Origin of the sequence: Rhodobacter sp. Har01 (assembly GCF_020564565.1) — a bacterium.
In the GTDB taxonomy this organism is placed as follows: Bacteria; Pseudomonadota; Alphaproteobacteria; order Rhodobacterales; family Rhodobacteraceae; genus Pseudogemmobacter.
This window is the reverse complement of record NZ_JAJCTD010000003.1, coordinates 164,219-178,070: the sequence shown is the minus strand read 5'-3', so window position 1 is coordinate 178,070 and position 13,852 is coordinate 164,219. Positions and strand designations below refer to the sequence as shown.

16 protein-coding genes are annotated in these 13,852 nt (G+C 68.2%); all 16 read left to right on the top strand.

Going from position 1 to position 13,852, the window contains the following annotated elements:
- The first annotated feature begins 187 nt into the window (after positions 1 to 187).
- The 16 genes from nifH to LHP98_RS09265 all read left to right on the top strand — a co-directional run bounded on the left by nifH (position 188) and on the right by LHP98_RS09265 (position 13,851).
- Positions 188 to 1,066 (top strand): nitrogenase iron protein, encoded by an 879-nt coding sequence (gene nifH / locus LHP98_RS09340; protein WP_227252266.1) that lies wholly within the window; start codon positions 188 to 190, stop codon positions 1,064 to 1,066.
- Positions 1,067 to 1,129: 63 nt separating this feature from the next.
- Positions 1,130 to 2,632 (top strand): nitrogenase molybdenum-iron protein alpha chain, encoded by a 1,503-nt coding sequence (gene nifD, locus LHP98_RS09335; RefSeq protein ID WP_227252265.1) that lies wholly within the window; start codon positions 1,130 to 1,132, stop codon positions 2,630 to 2,632.
- An 81-nt stretch (positions 2,633 to 2,713) separates the two neighbouring features.
- A complete protein-coding gene (nifK, locus tag LHP98_RS09330) occupies positions 2,714 to 4,249 on the top strand; it encodes a nitrogenase molybdenum-iron protein subunit beta (protein WP_227252264.1) in 1,536 nt (511 codons plus the stop codon).
- 162 nt (positions 4,250 to 4,411) lie between these two features.
- Positions 4,412 to 5,911: a nitrogenase iron-molybdenum cofactor biosynthesis protein NifE gene (gene nifE, locus LHP98_RS09325; protein WP_319638934.1), complete on the top strand. Its 1,500-nt coding sequence runs from the start codon at positions 4,412 to 4,414 to the stop codon at positions 5,909 to 5,911.
- Between the two features lies 1 nt (position 5,912).
- The gene (nifN, locus tag LHP98_RS09320; RefSeq protein WP_227252262.1) at positions 5,913 to 7,298 is read left to right on the top strand and encodes a nitrogenase iron-molybdenum cofactor biosynthesis protein NifN; all 1,386 of its coding nucleotides are present in this window, start codon (positions 5,913 to 5,915) and stop codon (positions 7,296 to 7,298) included.
- On the top strand, positions 7,273 to 7,746 hold the full coding sequence (nifX, locus tag LHP98_RS09315) for a nitrogen fixation protein NifX (RefSeq protein ID WP_227252261.1): 474 nt from the start codon (positions 7,273 to 7,275) through the stop codon (positions 7,744 to 7,746). The genes nifN and nifX overlap by 26 nt, the downstream gene beginning before the upstream one ends.
- Positions 7,743 to 8,219: a NifX-associated nitrogen fixation protein gene (locus tag LHP98_RS09310; RefSeq protein ID WP_227252260.1), complete on the top strand. Its 477-nt coding sequence runs from the start codon at positions 7,743 to 7,745 to the stop codon at positions 8,217 to 8,219. Before nifX ends, LHP98_RS09310 begins: the two co-directional genes overlap by 4 nt.
- 5 nt (positions 8,220 to 8,224) lie before the next feature.
- The gene (locus LHP98_RS09305) at positions 8,225 to 8,422 is read left to right on the top strand and encodes a CCE_0567 family metalloprotein (RefSeq protein ID WP_227252259.1); all 198 of its coding nucleotides are present in this window, start codon (positions 8,225 to 8,227) and stop codon (positions 8,420 to 8,422) included.
- Between the two features lie 13 nt (positions 8,423 to 8,435).
- Positions 8,436 to 8,723: a ferredoxin III, nif-specific gene (fdxB, locus tag LHP98_RS09300; protein ID WP_227252258.1), complete on the top strand. Its 288-nt coding sequence runs from the start codon at positions 8,436 to 8,438 to the stop codon at positions 8,721 to 8,723.
- The gene (locus LHP98_RS09295; protein WP_227252257.1) at positions 8,710 to 9,246 is read left to right on the top strand and encodes a nitrogen fixation protein NifQ; all 537 of its coding nucleotides are present in this window, start codon (positions 8,710 to 8,712) and stop codon (positions 9,244 to 9,246) included. Before fdxB ends, LHP98_RS09295 begins: the two co-directional genes overlap by 14 nt.
- A gap of 156 nt (positions 9,247 to 9,402) precedes the next feature.
- Positions 9,403 to 9,723, top strand: a complete 321-nt coding sequence (locus LHP98_RS09290) for an iron-sulfur cluster assembly accessory protein (RefSeq protein ID WP_227252256.1) — start codon at positions 9,403 to 9,405, stop codon at positions 9,721 to 9,723.
- A 12-nt stretch (positions 9,724 to 9,735) separates the two neighbouring features.
- Positions 9,736 to 10,314 carry a NifU family protein gene (locus tag LHP98_RS09285; RefSeq protein ID WP_227252255.1) on the top strand — a complete coding sequence of 193 codons (579 nt, stop codon included), beginning with the start codon at positions 9,736 to 9,738 and terminating at the stop codon, positions 10,312 to 10,314.
- Positions 10,311 to 11,489, top strand: coding sequence for an aminotransferase class V-fold PLP-dependent enzyme (locus LHP98_RS09280; protein ID WP_227252254.1), 1,179 nt, complete (start codon positions 10,311 to 10,313; stop codon positions 11,487 to 11,489). The genes LHP98_RS09285 and LHP98_RS09280 overlap by 4 nt, the downstream gene beginning before the upstream one ends.
- Positions 11,479 to 12,630 carry a homocitrate synthase gene (gene nifV / locus LHP98_RS09275; protein ID WP_227252253.1) on the top strand — a complete coding sequence of 384 codons (1,152 nt, stop codon included), beginning with the start codon at positions 11,479 to 11,481 and terminating at the stop codon, positions 12,628 to 12,630. The genes LHP98_RS09280 and nifV overlap by 11 nt, the downstream gene beginning before the upstream one ends.
- On the top strand, positions 12,623 to 12,958 hold the full coding sequence (locus LHP98_RS09270; RefSeq protein ID WP_227252252.1) for a nitrogenase-stabilizing/protective protein NifW: 336 nt from the start codon (positions 12,623 to 12,625) through the stop codon (positions 12,956 to 12,958). Before nifV ends, LHP98_RS09270 begins: the two co-directional genes overlap by 8 nt.
- Positions 12,955 to 13,851: an electron transfer flavoprotein subunit beta/FixA family protein gene (locus LHP98_RS09265; protein ID WP_227252251.1), complete on the top strand. Its 897-nt coding sequence runs from the start codon at positions 12,955 to 12,957 to the stop codon at positions 13,849 to 13,851. Before LHP98_RS09270 ends, LHP98_RS09265 begins: the two co-directional genes overlap by 4 nt.
- Position 13,852: the final 1 nt, after the last annotated feature.

Below are 13,852 nucleotides of genomic sequence, written 5' to 3'. Positions count from 1 at the left end.
CTGTCGCATCCGACACACATTGTCGGAAGTGCCACAGCCACCGAACGACCGGGCGATTTCCGTCAAGCCTTTGGTTTTAAATCATTTGGAAGAATTCCCGGACCTGGCACGTTTCCTGCTGATCGGTTCCCTGAGAGCGGCGGCCTTGCCGTCTCGTCAGTATCCTTGAACCGAAAGGGACCCCGACATGGGCAAGCTTCGTCAGATCGCCTTCTACGGCAAGGGCGGTATCGGAAAGTCGACCACCTCGCAGAACACCCTCGCCGCGCTGGTCGAGATGGGTCAGAAGATCCTGATCGTCGGCTGCGACCCCAAGGCGGACAGCACCCGGCTGATCCTCAACACCAAGCTGCAGGACACCGTGCTGCACCTGGCCGCCGAGGCCGGGTCGGTCGAGGACCTGGAACTCGAAGACGTGATGAAGATCGGCTACAAGGGCATCAAGTGCACCGAAGCCGGCGGGCCGGAGCCGGGTGTTGGCTGCGCCGGCCGCGGCGTGATCACCGCGATCAACTTCCTGGAAGAGAACGGCGCCTATGAGGACGTCGATTACGTCAGCTACGACGTCCTGGGCGACGTGGTCTGCGGCGGCTTCGCCATGCCGATCCGCGAGAACAAGGCGCAGGAAATCTATATCGTGATGTCGGGCGAGATGATGGCGCTTTATGCCGCCAACAACATCGCCAAGGGCATCCTGAAGTATGCCAACTCGGGCGGGGTCCGTCTGGGCGGGCTGATCTGCAACGAGCGCCAGACCGACCGCGAGCTGGAGCTGGCCGAGGCCCTTGCCGCGCGGCTGGGCTGCAAGATGATCCACTTCGTGCCGCGCGACAATATCGTGCAGCACGCCGAGCTGCGCCGCGAGACGGTGATCCAGTATGCCCCCGGCAGCAAGCAGGCCGAGGAATACCGCGAACTGGCGCGCAAGATCCACGCGAACTCGGGGCAAGGCGTGATCCCGACCCCGATCACCATGGAAGAGCTGGAACAGATGCTGATGGATTTCGGCATCATGCAGACCGAGGAAGACCGGCTGGCCGCCATCGCCGCCGCCGCCGAGGCCTGATCGCCGCATCGGCCGGGCTGCGGCCCGGCCCCCACCCCCACAGCAGGAACAGGAGCCAAAAGAATGGCCAAGGACCAAGCCAGCGGGACGCCGGACTATGAGGCCCTCATCGAGGAAGTCCTGTCCGCCTATCCCGAGAAATCCCGCAAGAAGCGCGCCAAACACCTGGGCGTGGCCGGGGCCGAGCCCGAGGGCGAAGCCGATCCGGTGACCGGCATCGTGTCGAAATGCGATCTGGTGAAATCGAACATCAAGTCGATGCCGGGGGTGATGACCATCCGCGGCTGCGCCTATGCCGGCTCGAAAGGCGTGGTCTGGGGTCCGATCAAGGACATGGTCCACATCAGCCACGGCCCGGTCGGCTGCGGCCAGTATTCCTGGAGCCAGCGCCGCAACTACTATACCGGCACCACCGGCATCGACAGCTATGTGACGATGCAGTTCACCACCGATTTCCAGGAAAAGGACATCGTCTTTGGTGGCGACAAGAAGCTGGACAAGACGATTGACGAGATCGACGGCCTGTTCCCGCTGAACAACGGCATCACCATCCAGTCGGAATGCCCGATCGGTCTGATCGGCGACGACATCAACGCGGTGGCCAAGAAGAAGAACAAGGAGATCGGCAAGACCATCGTCCCGGTCCGCTGCGAAGGTTTCCGCGGCGTGTCGCAATCCTTGGGCCACCACATCGCCAACGACGCGGTGCGCGACTGGGTGTTCGACAAGAAGGACGTCGACTACGAGGCCGGCCCCTATGACGTGAACGTCATCGGCGACTACAACATCGGCGGCGATGCCTGGGCCTCGCGCCGGCTGTTGGAAGAGATGGGCCTGAACGTCGTCGGCAACTGGTCGGGCGATGCCACCCTGGCCGAGATCGAACGCGCGCCGAAGGCGAAGCTGAACCTGATCCACTGCTACCGGTCGATGAACTACATCTGCCGGCACATGGAGGAAACCTACGGGGTTCCGTGGATCGAATACAACTTCTTCGGCCCCAGCCAGATTGCCGCCTCGATCCGCGCCATTGCCGCCAAGTTCGACGCCACCATCCAGGCCAAGGCCGAAGAAGTGATCGCCAAGTATCAGCCGCTGGTCGATGCCATCCTGGCCAAATACAAGCCGCGGCTCGAGGGCAAGCGCGTCATGCTCTACGTCGGCGGGTTGCGTCCGCGCCACGTGGTCACCGCCTATGACGACCTCGGCATGGTCATCGCCGGCACCGGCTACGAATTCGCCCACGGCGACGACTACAAGCGCACCGGCCACTACGTAAAGGAAGGCACCCTGATCTACGACGACGTGACCGGCTATGAGCTGGAGCGTTTCATCGAGAAGGTGCGGCCCGACCTCGTCGGTTCGGGGATCAAGGAGAAATACCCGGTGCAGAAGATGGGCATCCCGTTCCGTCAGATGCACAGCTGGGACTACTCCGGCCCCTACCACGGCTATGACGGCTTTGCGATCTTTGCCCGCGACATGGACCTGGCGATCAACAACCCGGTCTGGGGCCTGTTCGACGCGCCCTGGGAAACCGCCCCCACCGCCATCGCGGCCGAATAAGCGGCGGGCCCACGTGGCCCGCCCCCCCCTCCCCTCAAGGCGCGTCCCGGAATGCGGACGGCCCACAGAAGGACCCCGACCATGCCCCAATCGGCAGACAAGGTGCTGGACCACGGCCCGCTGTTCCGCGAGCCCGAATATCAGGAAATGCTGGAGAACAAACGCGTCCAGTTCGAATGCGGCCACGCCACCGCCAAGGTGACCGAGATCGGCGACTGGACCAAATCCTGGGACTACCGCGAAAAGAACTTTGCCCGCGAGGCGCTGACCATCAACCCGGCCAAGGCCTGCCAGCCGCTGGGCGCGGTCTTCGTGGCCCAAGGCTATGAAGGCACCATGCCCTTCGTCCACGGCAGCCAGGGTTGCGTCGCCTATTTCCGCAGCCACCTGTCGCGGCACTTCAAGGAACCGTCCTCGGCGGTGTCCTCGTCGATGACCGAAGATGCGGCGGTGTTCGGCGGGCTGAACAACATGGTCGAAGGCCTGGCCAACACCAAGGCGCTGTATGACCCGAAGATGATCGCGGTTTCCACCACCTGCATGGCGGAAGTCATCGGAGACGACCTGAATTCCTTCATCCGTCAGGCCAAGGAAAAGGGCTCGGTCGAGGCCGATTATCCGGTGCCCTTCGCCCATACGCCTTCGTTCGTGGGCAGCCATGTCGATGGCTACGACAACATGCAGAAGGGTATCCTGACCCAGTTCTGGGAAGGGCAGGAGCGGGTGGCAGGCGAGGGCCTGAACATCATTCCGGGCTTTGACGGCTATGCCGTGGGCAACAACCGCGAATTGAAGCGGATGCTGGGGCTGATGGGCGTTTCCGCCACCGTGCTGGGCGATGTGTCCGAGGTCTACGACACCCCGTCGGACGGCGAGTTCCGGATGTATGCCGGCGGCACCGGGCTGGATGAGGCGAAGGCCGCGCTGAACGCCAGGGCGACGCTGTCGATGCAGGAATACTGTAGCCCCAAGACGCTGGACTACATCGCCGGCAAGGGGCAGGACGTGGCGTCCTTCCACTATCCGATGGGCGTGCAGGCCACTGATGAGCTCTTGATGAAGATCAGCGCGCTGACCGGCAAGGCGATCCCCGCCAGCCTGAAGCTGGAACGTGGCCGTCTGGTCGATGCGATGGCCGACAGCCAGGCCTATCTGCACGGCAAGTCGTTCGCGCTCTTCGGCGACCCGGACTTCGTCTACGCCATGGCCCGCTTCCTGCTGGAAGTGGGCGCCGAGCCGAAGCATTGCCTGGCCACCAACGGCAGCAAGGCCTGGGCGGAAAAGATGCAGGCGCTGTTCGCCACCTCGCCCTTTGGCGCCGGGGCCAAGGCCTGGCCGGGCAAGGACCTGTGGCACCTGCGGTCGCTGATGGCGACCGAGCCGGTGGACATGCTGATCGGGTCGTCCTACGGCAAATACCTGCAACGCGACCTGGGCGTGCCGCTGGTGCGGCTGACCTTCCCGATCTTCGACCGCCACCACCACCACCGCTTCCCCACCTGGGGCTACCAGGGCGGGCTGAACGTGCTGGTCAAGCTCTTGGACGCCATCTTCGACAAGCTGGACGGCGACAGCGGCAATTCCGGCGAAGACATCTCGTTCGACCTGACGCGCTAGGGTTTCCCTGTCCCCAAGCGTGCCTGACCGGCGGCCCCCACCCGGGGGTCGCCGGTTTCATTTCCGCCATTGCCCTGTCGGGTGTCCGACAAAACCGCGCCTTTGGGGCCGCAAGGAACCTGGCACGATCCTTGCTGTATCCGGATGAACCACGAGGACGCCATGGCCGACAGCCTGAAAGCCACCATTGCCGCCGTGATGAACGAACCGGCCTGCGGCGTGAACACCGCCAAGCCGGAGGCCGAGCGGAAGAAGGGTTGCACCAAGCCGCTGACCCCCGGCGCGGCGGCGGGCGGCTGTGCCTTCGACGGCGCGATGATCACCCTGCAACCGATCGTCGACGTGGCGCATCTGGTGCATGCGCCGCTGGCCTGTTGGGGCAACGGCTGGGACAACCGCGGCTCGGCCTCCTCGGGGCCGACACTCTATCGCAGCGGCTTCACCACCGACCTTTCCGAGCTGGACATCGTCATGGGCCATGGCGAGAAGAAGCTCTATCGCGCCATCCGCGAGGTGATCGCGGCCGAACAGCCGCCGGCGGTCTTCGTCTATGCGACCTGCGTCACCGCCCTGATCGGCGACGACATCGAGGCGGTCTGCAAGGCGGCGACGGAGAACCTTGGCACCCCCTGCATCCCGGTCAACGTGCCGGGCTTCGTGGGGTCGAAGAACCTTGGCAACAAGCTGGCCGGGCAGGTGCTGCTGGACCATGTGATCGGCACGGTGGAGCCGGAAGCGCCGTCGCCGCTGGACGTGAACATCATCGGCGATTTCAACCTGTCGGGGGAGTTGTGGCAGGTCAAGCCGCTCTTGGACCGCCTTGGCATCCGCATCCTCGGCGCCATCACTGGCGACGCCCGCTACGCCCAGGTCGCCATGGCGCACCGGGCGCGGGTGACGATGCTGGTCTGCTCGCAGGCCCTCATCAACCTGGCGCGGGGGTTGGAGGAACGCCACGGCATCCCGTTCTTCGAAGGCTCGTTCTACGGCATTTCGGATACCTCCGACGCGCTGCGCACCATGTGCCGGATGCTGGTCGACCGCGGCGCCCCCGCCGACCTGATCCCCCGCTGTGAGGCCTTGGTGGCCGAGGAAGAGGCCAAGGCCCGCGCCGCGCTGGAACCCTTCCGGCCCCGCGTCGCAGGCAAGCGGGTGCTGCTTTACACCGGCGGGCACAAGAGCTGGTCCGTCGTCTCGGCGCTGCAGGAACTGGGGATGGAGGTGGTCGGCACCTCGACCCGCAAGGCGACAGAGGCCGACAAGGACCGCATCCGCGAGATCATGCAGACCGACGCGCACATGTTCGACAACATGGCCCCGCGCGAGATGTATGCCCTGCTGCGTGACAGCGGCGCCGATGTGCTGATGTCGGGCGGCCGCAGCCAGTTCGTGGCGCTGAAGGCCCGCGTGCCCTGGGTCGACGTGAACCAGGAAAAGCATGAACCCTATGCCGGGTATGTCGGCATGGTCGATCTGGTCCGGGCCATCGACCGGTCGGTGAACAACCCGATGTGGGCCGACCTGCGCGCGCCCGCACCCTGGGACACGCCGCTGGTCTCGCCCACCGTGCTGCCGCCGCTGACCGCCAGCCGCTGCCCGGTGGCGCATGGGCTGATGCCAGTGCTTGCGCCCTCGGACCCCGCCGATTTCGAGGATTGCTAGCATGGCCCGCATCACCCACCCCAAGCGGGCGCTGTCCACCAACCCGCTGAAATCCTCGGCCCCCCTGGGCGCGGCCATGGCCTATCTGGGCATCGAGGGGGCCATCCCGCTGTTTCACGGCGCGCAGGGCTGCACGGCATTCGCTATGGTCCACATGGTGCGGCACTTCAAGGAAGCCATCCCTCTGCAGACCACCGCGATGAACGAGATCTCGGCCATCCTGGGCGGGGCCGAGCAGATCGAGGAGGCCATCGGCAACCTGAAGAAGCGCGCCAATCCCCGGTTCATCGGCATCGCCTCGACCGCGCTGACCGAGACCCGCGGCGAAGACGTCGCCGGCGAGTTGCGCGCCATGAAGGCCCGCCGCAAGGATTTCGCCGATACCGCCATCGTCTACGCCGCCACCCCCGATTTCGCCGGCGGCCTTGAGGACGGCTGGGCGCGGGCGGTCGAGGCGATCATCGCCGCCCTGGTGCCTGAGACCGACCCGATCTACCGCGACCCCGACCTGCGGCAGGTGAACCTGCTCTGCGGCAGCGCGCTGACCGTGGCGGATGTCGAGGAACTGGTGCGGCTGATCCGCCTCTTCGGCCTCAATCCCATCGTGCTGCCGGACCTTTCCCGTTCGCTCGACGGCCACCTGGCGGAAGACTGGCGCGGCACTTCGCTCGGCGGCACCACGCTGGAGGAAATCGCCCGCATCCCCCGCAGCGCCTTCACGCTCGCCATCGGGGAATCGATGCGCCCGGCCGCGAAGCTGATCGAGGACCGCGCCTTCGTGCCCTGGCGGGTGTTCTCCGGCGTCACCGGCCTCAAGCCCACCGATGCCTTCATCCGCACCCTGATGGAGCTCTCGGGCACCGACGCCCCCCCCAGCCTCAAGCGCGACCGCGCCCGGCTGATGGACGCGCAGCTTGACGCGCATTTCTTCACCGGCGGCCTCAGGGTCGCCCTCGGCGCCGACCCCGACCTGCTCCTGTCCCTCTCCACCGCCCTCACCGCCATGGGCGCCGAAATCGTCACCGCCGTCACCACCTCGGACCGGCCCGAATTGGCCGATGTCCCGGCCGCCGAGGTCATCGTCGGCGACCTGGGCGATCTGGAACGCGACGCCGCCGCCAAGGGCGCCCAAATCCTGATCACCCATTCCCACGGCCGCCAGGCCGCCGACCGCCTGCACCTGCCCCTGGTCCGCGCGGGCTTCCCGATCTTCGACCGCATCGGCGCGCAGGACACCCTTCGCGTCGGCTATCGCGGCTCCCGCGCCTTCCTCACCGAGATCGCCAACACCGTCCAATCCCTTCCCCACGCCGCCCGGCCCGCCGATTTCGGCGCGGCCCCGATCCCCCAGGAGTTCGAGCATGTCCCGCACGCTGCGGCTGGTTGATGCCGCCCCGCCAACGGCCGAAAAGCCGCTGCGTATCGCCATCGCCACCGACGATATGGAAAACCTGAACGCCCACTTCGGATCAGCCCGCAAGTTCGCGGTCTATGAGGTGACGCGGACCGGCGCCCGCTTTCTGGCGGCGCATGAGTTCGACAGCTTTACCGCCGGCGCGGGCAGGCATGACGACCAGGACGACCGCATCGCCCCCAAGATCGCCGCGCTGGAAGGCTGCGCGCTGGTCTTTGCGCTGGCCATCGGCGGGCCGTCGGCGGCGCGGGTGGTCAAGGCCGGGGTGCATCCGATCAAGCGGAAAGACCCCGAGCCGATCGCGGCGGTGCTGGAGCAGGTGCGGGTGATGCTGAACGGCACTCCGCCGCCGTTCCTGCGCAAGGCGCTGGGCATGACCGCGCGCCCCGATTTCACCGTGGACGACGAGGACCTGGCATGACCCAACCGGACGCCCTGACCGAACCGCGCGGCGGCGTGATGCCCGACAGCGCGTTCCTGAGGCAACTGGTGGCGGTGATCCGGGCCGAGGATGGCCACGGCCAATGGGACGCCAAGACCGATGCCGACCTGCTGGCCGAGTTCATCGTGACGCCGGAGGAACGCCGCCTGATCCCGATGATGTGCGACCCCGAACCCGAGGTGCTGTGGCGGCTGTCCAAGTTCCACGACGCGGTGGGGCTGATGATCGAGAAGCGCACCGGCGTCATGGCCGGCCAGATGGACAAGTTCCACCACGAGGGCTTTGGCCGCGTGGTGCTGATCGCCGGGCGGCTGGTGGTGATGTCGCGCCACCTGCGCGACGTGCATCGCTGGGGCTTTCCGACCTGGGCCAAGCTGGCCGAGGCGGGCGACAAGCTGGTCGCCGAGGCGGTGGCGCTGATCGAGCAATTCCCCGAGGCGGCGAGGGCGTGATGACGATGGCGGAGCTTGAGGAGCGGGTGAAGAAGCTGTCGCTGCGGTCGACCACGGCGAAGATGAACCTGCACGATCTGGCCGAGGAGCTGCCGACCGACTGGCAGAAGATCCCCGAGGTGGCGGCGGCGACGTTCCAGGTCTTTGCCGACCTGGACGCGGCGCGCAAGGAACTGAAACGGGCCAAGCAGGCCGCGGAATGAAAGGGGCAGCGAGATGCCGATGACGGGGCTGACGCGCGGGGGCGCCGAGTGGGTGCCGGAATTCCTGGTCGCCATCGACCCGGAGAAATGCATCGGCTGCGGACGCTGCTACAAGGTCTGCGGCCGCGGCGTGATGGGCCTGCGCGGGCTGACCGAGGACGGCGATCTGGTCGATGCCGACGAGGACGACGAGGAGGTCATCAAGAAGGTCATGGTGCTGGAGGCCGCAGGCGCCTGCATCGGCTGCGGCGCCTGCGCGCGGGTCTGCCCCTCGGGCTGCCAGAGCCATGCCCCCGCTTGACGCCGCAGCCGAAGACACTGCGGCCCTAAGCCGCCGCGACTTTGGCGACATCCTGGCCCATGCTTTGGCCGAACGGGCGGCAGGCAAGGGCAGTCTGCCGGCGCTCTTGGGCCTGGACGGCCCCGGGATCGCGGCGCTGCGCGATGCCTGGGCGCCGGGGCTGGCGCTGCCCGACCTGACCGAGGTCGCCCCGCCGCCGCTGCCCGAGCAGGAGGCGGTGGTGACGCTGATCCTTTGGCGGGCCGGGCGCAGCGACGCCACCGCCCGCGCGCTGGCGGCGATCATCGCCCGCCGCGCGCTGGAACCGCGGCATCTGTGGGAAGACCTGGGCCTGTGCGACCGGCCCGCCCTGACGGCGCTGATCGCGCGGCACCTGCCGGGGCTGGCCGCCGCCAACACCCGCAACATGCGTTGGAAGAAGTTCCTCTATCGCCAGGTCTGCCTGGATGACGGGCTGTCGCTGTGCCTGTCGCCCATTTGCGACGACTGCCCGGAATGGGCATCGTGCTTCGCGCCCGAGTAGACGCCCCCCCTTTCAGTGTCGCTGTCGGAAACCCGCCATTGTCGCGCCATCCGGGCTGGTCACCCTGCAACTCCTTGGAATCCTTCGCCTGCATGGCCTGGCACGTTTCTTGCTGAACCCCAGACAGACCCATCCCGTCCGACAGGAGGCCGCAAGATGATCGCCCTGACCGAACCCGCCCGCAGCGCCATCCGCAAGGCCATTCAGGGCGCCGGGCAGCAGGTGGCGGGCCTGCGGCTGATGGTGCAGTCGGGCGGTTGCGCGGGGCTGAAATACGGCATGGCGCTTGAGCTTGAGGCCCAGCCGGATGACGCGGTGGTGGCCTTCGGCGACGTTACCGTGCTGATCGACCCGGACAGCGGCGCGCATCTGACCGGTGCCACCGTCGATTTCGTCGACGGGCTGGAAGGCGCGGGCTTCGTTTTCGACAACCCCAATGCCAAGGCCGCCTGCGGCTGCGGCAAGTCGTTCTGCTGAAGGGGCGCGGCGATGTCGATCCATGATCCCGCCGTGTCCGACCTGCTGGCCGCCTGCGCCTGCGGCCTGGATGCGGCCCGCGCCGAGGCGGCCATCCGTGACGACCGGCTGACCACGCTGGCGGCCCTGCGTCGCGCACTGGGGGCCGCAGAGGATTGCCCCGACTGTACCGGCCGCCTGCAAGGCGTGCTGGCCCGCGTCACCGCGGCCATGGCGACCGAAGGGCTGCTGGCCGCGGACGAGGTCTACCTTCCGCCGGACCTGTCGCGCCAGCCGCCGGCGATGCGGGCGCGGCGCAGCGGCGCTCCGGTGCAGATCAGCCTGCCCGCCGCGGTGGCCCGGCCTGCCGTCCCCGTGGGCTCGGCCGCCGAGATGGCCCTGGCCGCCGCCGTGATCGAGGAGATGCGCCCCCGGCTGATCGCCGACGGCGGCGACGTGGAACTGGTGGATATCCAGGGCATCCGCGTGCTGGTCAGGATGACCGGCGCCTGCGCCGGCTGCCAGATCGCCGGGCTGACGCTGGGCGGGCTGTCGGCGCGGATGACCTCGGCCCTCGGCCGCCCGGTCCGCTGCGTGCCGGTGGCGCGATGATCTACCTGGACAACAACGCCACCACCCGGACCGCGCCGCTGGCGGTGACGGCGATGCTGCCCTTCTTCACCACGCACTACGGCAACCCCTCGTCGGCGCATGGCGTCGGGTCCGAAGCCGCTGCTGCGCTGCGGCAGGCGCGGCGGTCGGTGCAGGCGCTGGTGGGTGCCGCGCAGGACCATGAGATCGTCTTCACCTCGGGCGGGACCGAGGCGAATGCCACCGCAATCCGGTCTGCCCTGGCGGTGCAGCCGGGGCGGACCGAGGTTGTCGTTTCTACCGTCGAACACCCCTCGGTGCTGTCGATGTGCGACGCGCTGGAGCGGTTCGAGGGCATCAAGGTCCACCGTATTGCGGTGGATGGCGAGGGGCGGCTGGACCTGGACGCCTATCGCGCCGCCCTGAGCGAGCGGGTGGCGCTGGTCAGCCTGATGTGGGCCAACAACGAGACCGGGACGGTGTTCCCGGTGGATGGCCTGGCCGAACTGGCGCATGGGGTGGGGGCACTGTTCCATTCCGATGCGGTGCAGGCGGCGGGCAAGCTGCCGCTGCGGGTCTCGGAGACTTCGGTCGACCTGTTGTCGCTGTCGGCGCACAAGTTTCACGGGCCCAAGGGCGTGGGCGCGCTCTATGTCCGCAAGGGCACGCCGTTCCGGTCGCTCTTGCGCGGCGGCAAGCAGGAACGCGGGCGGCGGGCAGGAACCGAGAACCTGCCGGGCATCGTCGGCGCGGGCGTTGCGGCCGATCTGGCGCTAGCGGCGCTGGCGCAGACGCCGCGGATTGCGGCCCTGCGCGACCGGCTTGAGACCGGGGTGCTGGCCCGCATTGGCGGCGTGACGCGCCTGGGCGATCTGGGCGACCGGTTGCCCAACACCTCGGCCCTTGCCTTCGATCTGGTCCAGGGCGAGGCGATCCAGGCCAGGCTGAACGCCCTGGGGATTGCGGTTTCCACCGGGTCGGCCTGTTCCTCGGGGGCGGTCGAGCCAAGCCACGTGGTGCGGGCGATGAAAATTCATTTCACCGTCGCGCATGGGGTGGTCCGCTTCTCGCTCTCGGCCGAGACGACCGAGGCCGAAATCGCCCGGGTGATCGAGGTTCTGCCCGGCATCCTGGCCGATCTGCGCGGCCCGGCGCCCGTTGCGGCCCCGGCGCGGGAGGCGGCCCATGCAGGCTGACCTGCCGCGCCACCCCGCGATCCTGTGCGACACCACGCTGCGCGATGGTGAGCAGACGGCGGGCGTTGCCTTCTCGCTGGAGGAAAAGCGCGCCATCGCCCGGGCGCTGGATGCCGCCGGCGTGCCCGAAATGGAGCTGGGCGTGGTGGCGATGGGGGCCGAGGAAGTGGCCGACATCCGCACTCTTGCGGCCGACCTGAGTCGCGCGCGGCCGGTGGTCTGGTGCCGGCTGCGGGCGGGCGATCTGGCGCTGGCCCGGCAGACCGGCGTGCGGCGCGTTCACATCGCGGTGCCGGTATCGGACCGGCAGATTCTGGGCAAGCTGCGGCTGACACGGACCGAGGTGCTGGACGCGACGGCGCGTCTGGTGACGGCTGCCACGGCCGAGGGGATGCGGGTTTCCGTCGGCGCCGAGGATGCCAGCCGGGGCGACCCGGAATTCATCGTGGCGCTGGCGCAGGTCGCGCGCGGCGCCGGTGCGATCCGGCTGCGGCTGGCCGATACCCTGGGCCTGCTGGACCCGACCGAGACCGGCGCGCTGCTGCGCACTTTGCTGCCGCGCATCGGCCTGCCGGTCGAGTTCCACGCCCACAACGATTTCGGCATGGCCACGGCAAACACGCTGGCCGCCTGGCGGGCGGGGGCGACGCACCTGTCGGTCACCGTCAACGGCCTGGGCGAACGCGCCGGGAATGCCGCGCTGGAAGAGGTCACTGCGGCGCTTGAGGCGCGGGGGATCGACACCGGCATCGCCCTGCCGCGCCTCTCGGCCCTGTCGACGCTGGTCGCCAAGGCCTCGGGGCGTCCCTTGCCGGCGGCCAAGCCCATCGTCGGCGGCATGGTCTTTGCCCACGAGGCGGGCATCCATGTCGATGCCATCCTCAAGCGTGCCGATACCTATGAAGACCCGCGCAGCGCCCCCGGCCGCTTTGGCCGCAGCCGGGAACTGGTGGTCGGCAAGCATTCGGGCCTAGCGGGCCTGCGGGCGGCGCTGGCCGACAGCGGACTGCCGGCGGATGAGGCCACCGCGCGCCGCCTGCAACCGCATCTGCGCGCCTTTGCCATCCGCGAAAAGCGCCCCGCCACCGGCGCCGACCTGACCGGCCTTCTGGCCCTGACCGAGGAGCCCCGCCATGACTGATGCCTCACGGGTGCTGGACGAACTGTCCGGCCTGTCCTCGGCCGAGGAGATCTTTGCCTTCCTGGGTCTGGCGTTCGACGCGCAGACCCTGAACGTGGCCCGGCTGCACATCATGAAGCGCTTCGGCGCCTACCTCGACACCGCTGATCTGAGCGGGCTGGACGCCGAGGCCACCCGCGCCGCGCTGCGCGACTGCCTGGCCCGCGCGCAAGAGGATTTCACCGGCACCGCGCCGCGGCTGGTGGGGGTGTTCAAGGTCTTTGCCGACCAGAAGGCGAAACGGCTCGTAGGGCTGAACTCCCTGCGCCTGGCGGAGGATGCGAAATGAGCGACGACCTGACCGGAAACCCCGCGCCCGACAGTTTCAAGGGCCTGAACATCGTGGTCTGCCTCAAGCAGGTGCCCGACAGCGCGCAGATCCGGGTGCATCCGGTGACCAACACCATCATGCGGCAGGGCGTGCCCACCATCATCAACCCCTACGACCTGTTCGCCCTGGAAGAGGCTTTGCGCCTGCGCGACCAGTACGGCGGGCAGGTGACGGCCCTGTGCATGGGCCCGCCGATGGCCGAGGACGCGCTGCGCCGGGCGCTGTCGCTGGGGGCCGACAAGGCGGTGCTGATCACCGACCGGCGGTTTGCCGGGTCGGACACGCTGGCCACCTCGTTCGCGCTGTCCACCGCGCTGACGACCATCGGGCAAGAGCGGCCGGTCGATGTGGTCTTCACCGGCAAGCAGACCATCGACGGCGATACCGCCCAGGTCGGTCCGGGGATCGCGCGGCGGCTGGGGCTGAACCAGCTGACCTATGTCGCCGCCATCGACTCGCTTGATCTGGCGCGGCGCGAGATCGTCGTGCGGCGCCGGGCCGAGGGCGGGGTGCAGGTTCTGCAATCGAAGCTGCCTTGCCTGATCACCGTGATGGAAGGCATCAACGACCTGCGCCGCGGCTCGATCCACGACATGCTGCGCGCGGCCCGGGCGAATGTCACCGTCTGGTCGGCCGAACAGGCCGGCGTCACCAACCCGATGATGTGCGGGCTGCGCGGATCGCCCACCGTGGTGAAAAAGGTTTTCGCGCCGTCGCCGCGGTCGGAGCCGGCCGAGATGGTGACGACCGAGGCCAAGCGCCCGGCCCAGGTGGCCGAGGCCGTGCTTGACCTGCTGTTCGCCCGCAACCCGAAGCTCGAGGCGGACCTGACCGCCCGGAAAGGGGCCTGAG

Coding starts and splice junctions, on each gene's coding strand:
- nifH (WP_227252266.1), top strand. CDS start 188: ATGGGCAAGCTTCGTCAGATCGCCTTCTACGGCAAGGGCGGTATCGGA.
- nifD (WP_227252265.1), top strand. CDS start 1,130: ATGGCCAAGGACCAAGCCAGCGGGACGCCGGACTATGAGGCCCTCATC.
- nifK (WP_227252264.1), top strand. CDS start 2,714: ATGCCCCAATCGGCAGACAAGGTGCTGGACCACGGCCCGCTGTTCCGC.
- nifE (WP_319638934.1), top strand. CDS start 4,412: ATGGCCGACAGCCTGAAAGCCACCATTGCCGCCGTGATGAACGAACCG.
- nifN (WP_227252262.1), top strand. CDS start 5,913: ATGGCCCGCATCACCCACCCCAAGCGGGCGCTGTCCACCAACCCGCTG.
- nifX (WP_227252261.1), top strand. CDS start 7,273: ATGTCCCGCACGCTGCGGCTGGTTGATGCCGCCCCGCCAACGGCCGAA.
- LHP98_RS09310 (WP_227252260.1), top strand. CDS start 7,743: ATGACCCAACCGGACGCCCTGACCGAACCGCGCGGCGGCGTGATGCCC.
- LHP98_RS09305 (WP_227252259.1), top strand. CDS start 8,225: ATGGCGGAGCTTGAGGAGCGGGTGAAGAAGCTGTCGCTGCGGTCGACC.
- fdxB (WP_227252258.1), top strand. CDS start 8,436: ATGCCGATGACGGGGCTGACGCGCGGGGGCGCCGAGTGGGTGCCGGAA.
- LHP98_RS09295 (WP_227252257.1), top strand. CDS start 8,710: ATGCCCCCGCTTGACGCCGCAGCCGAAGACACTGCGGCCCTAAGCCGC.
- LHP98_RS09290 (WP_227252256.1), top strand. CDS start 9,403: ATGATCGCCCTGACCGAACCCGCCCGCAGCGCCATCCGCAAGGCCATT.
- LHP98_RS09285 (WP_227252255.1), top strand. CDS start 9,736: ATGTCGATCCATGATCCCGCCGTGTCCGACCTGCTGGCCGCCTGCGCC.
- LHP98_RS09280 (WP_227252254.1), top strand. CDS start 10,311: ATGATCTACCTGGACAACAACGCCACCACCCGGACCGCGCCGCTGGCG.
- nifV (WP_227252253.1), top strand. CDS start 11,479: ATGCAGGCTGACCTGCCGCGCCACCCCGCGATCCTGTGCGACACCACG.
- LHP98_RS09270 (WP_227252252.1), top strand. CDS start 12,623: ATGACTGATGCCTCACGGGTGCTGGACGAACTGTCCGGCCTGTCCTCG.
- LHP98_RS09265 (WP_227252251.1), top strand. CDS start 12,955: ATGAGCGACGACCTGACCGGAAACCCCGCGCCCGACAGTTTCAAGGGC.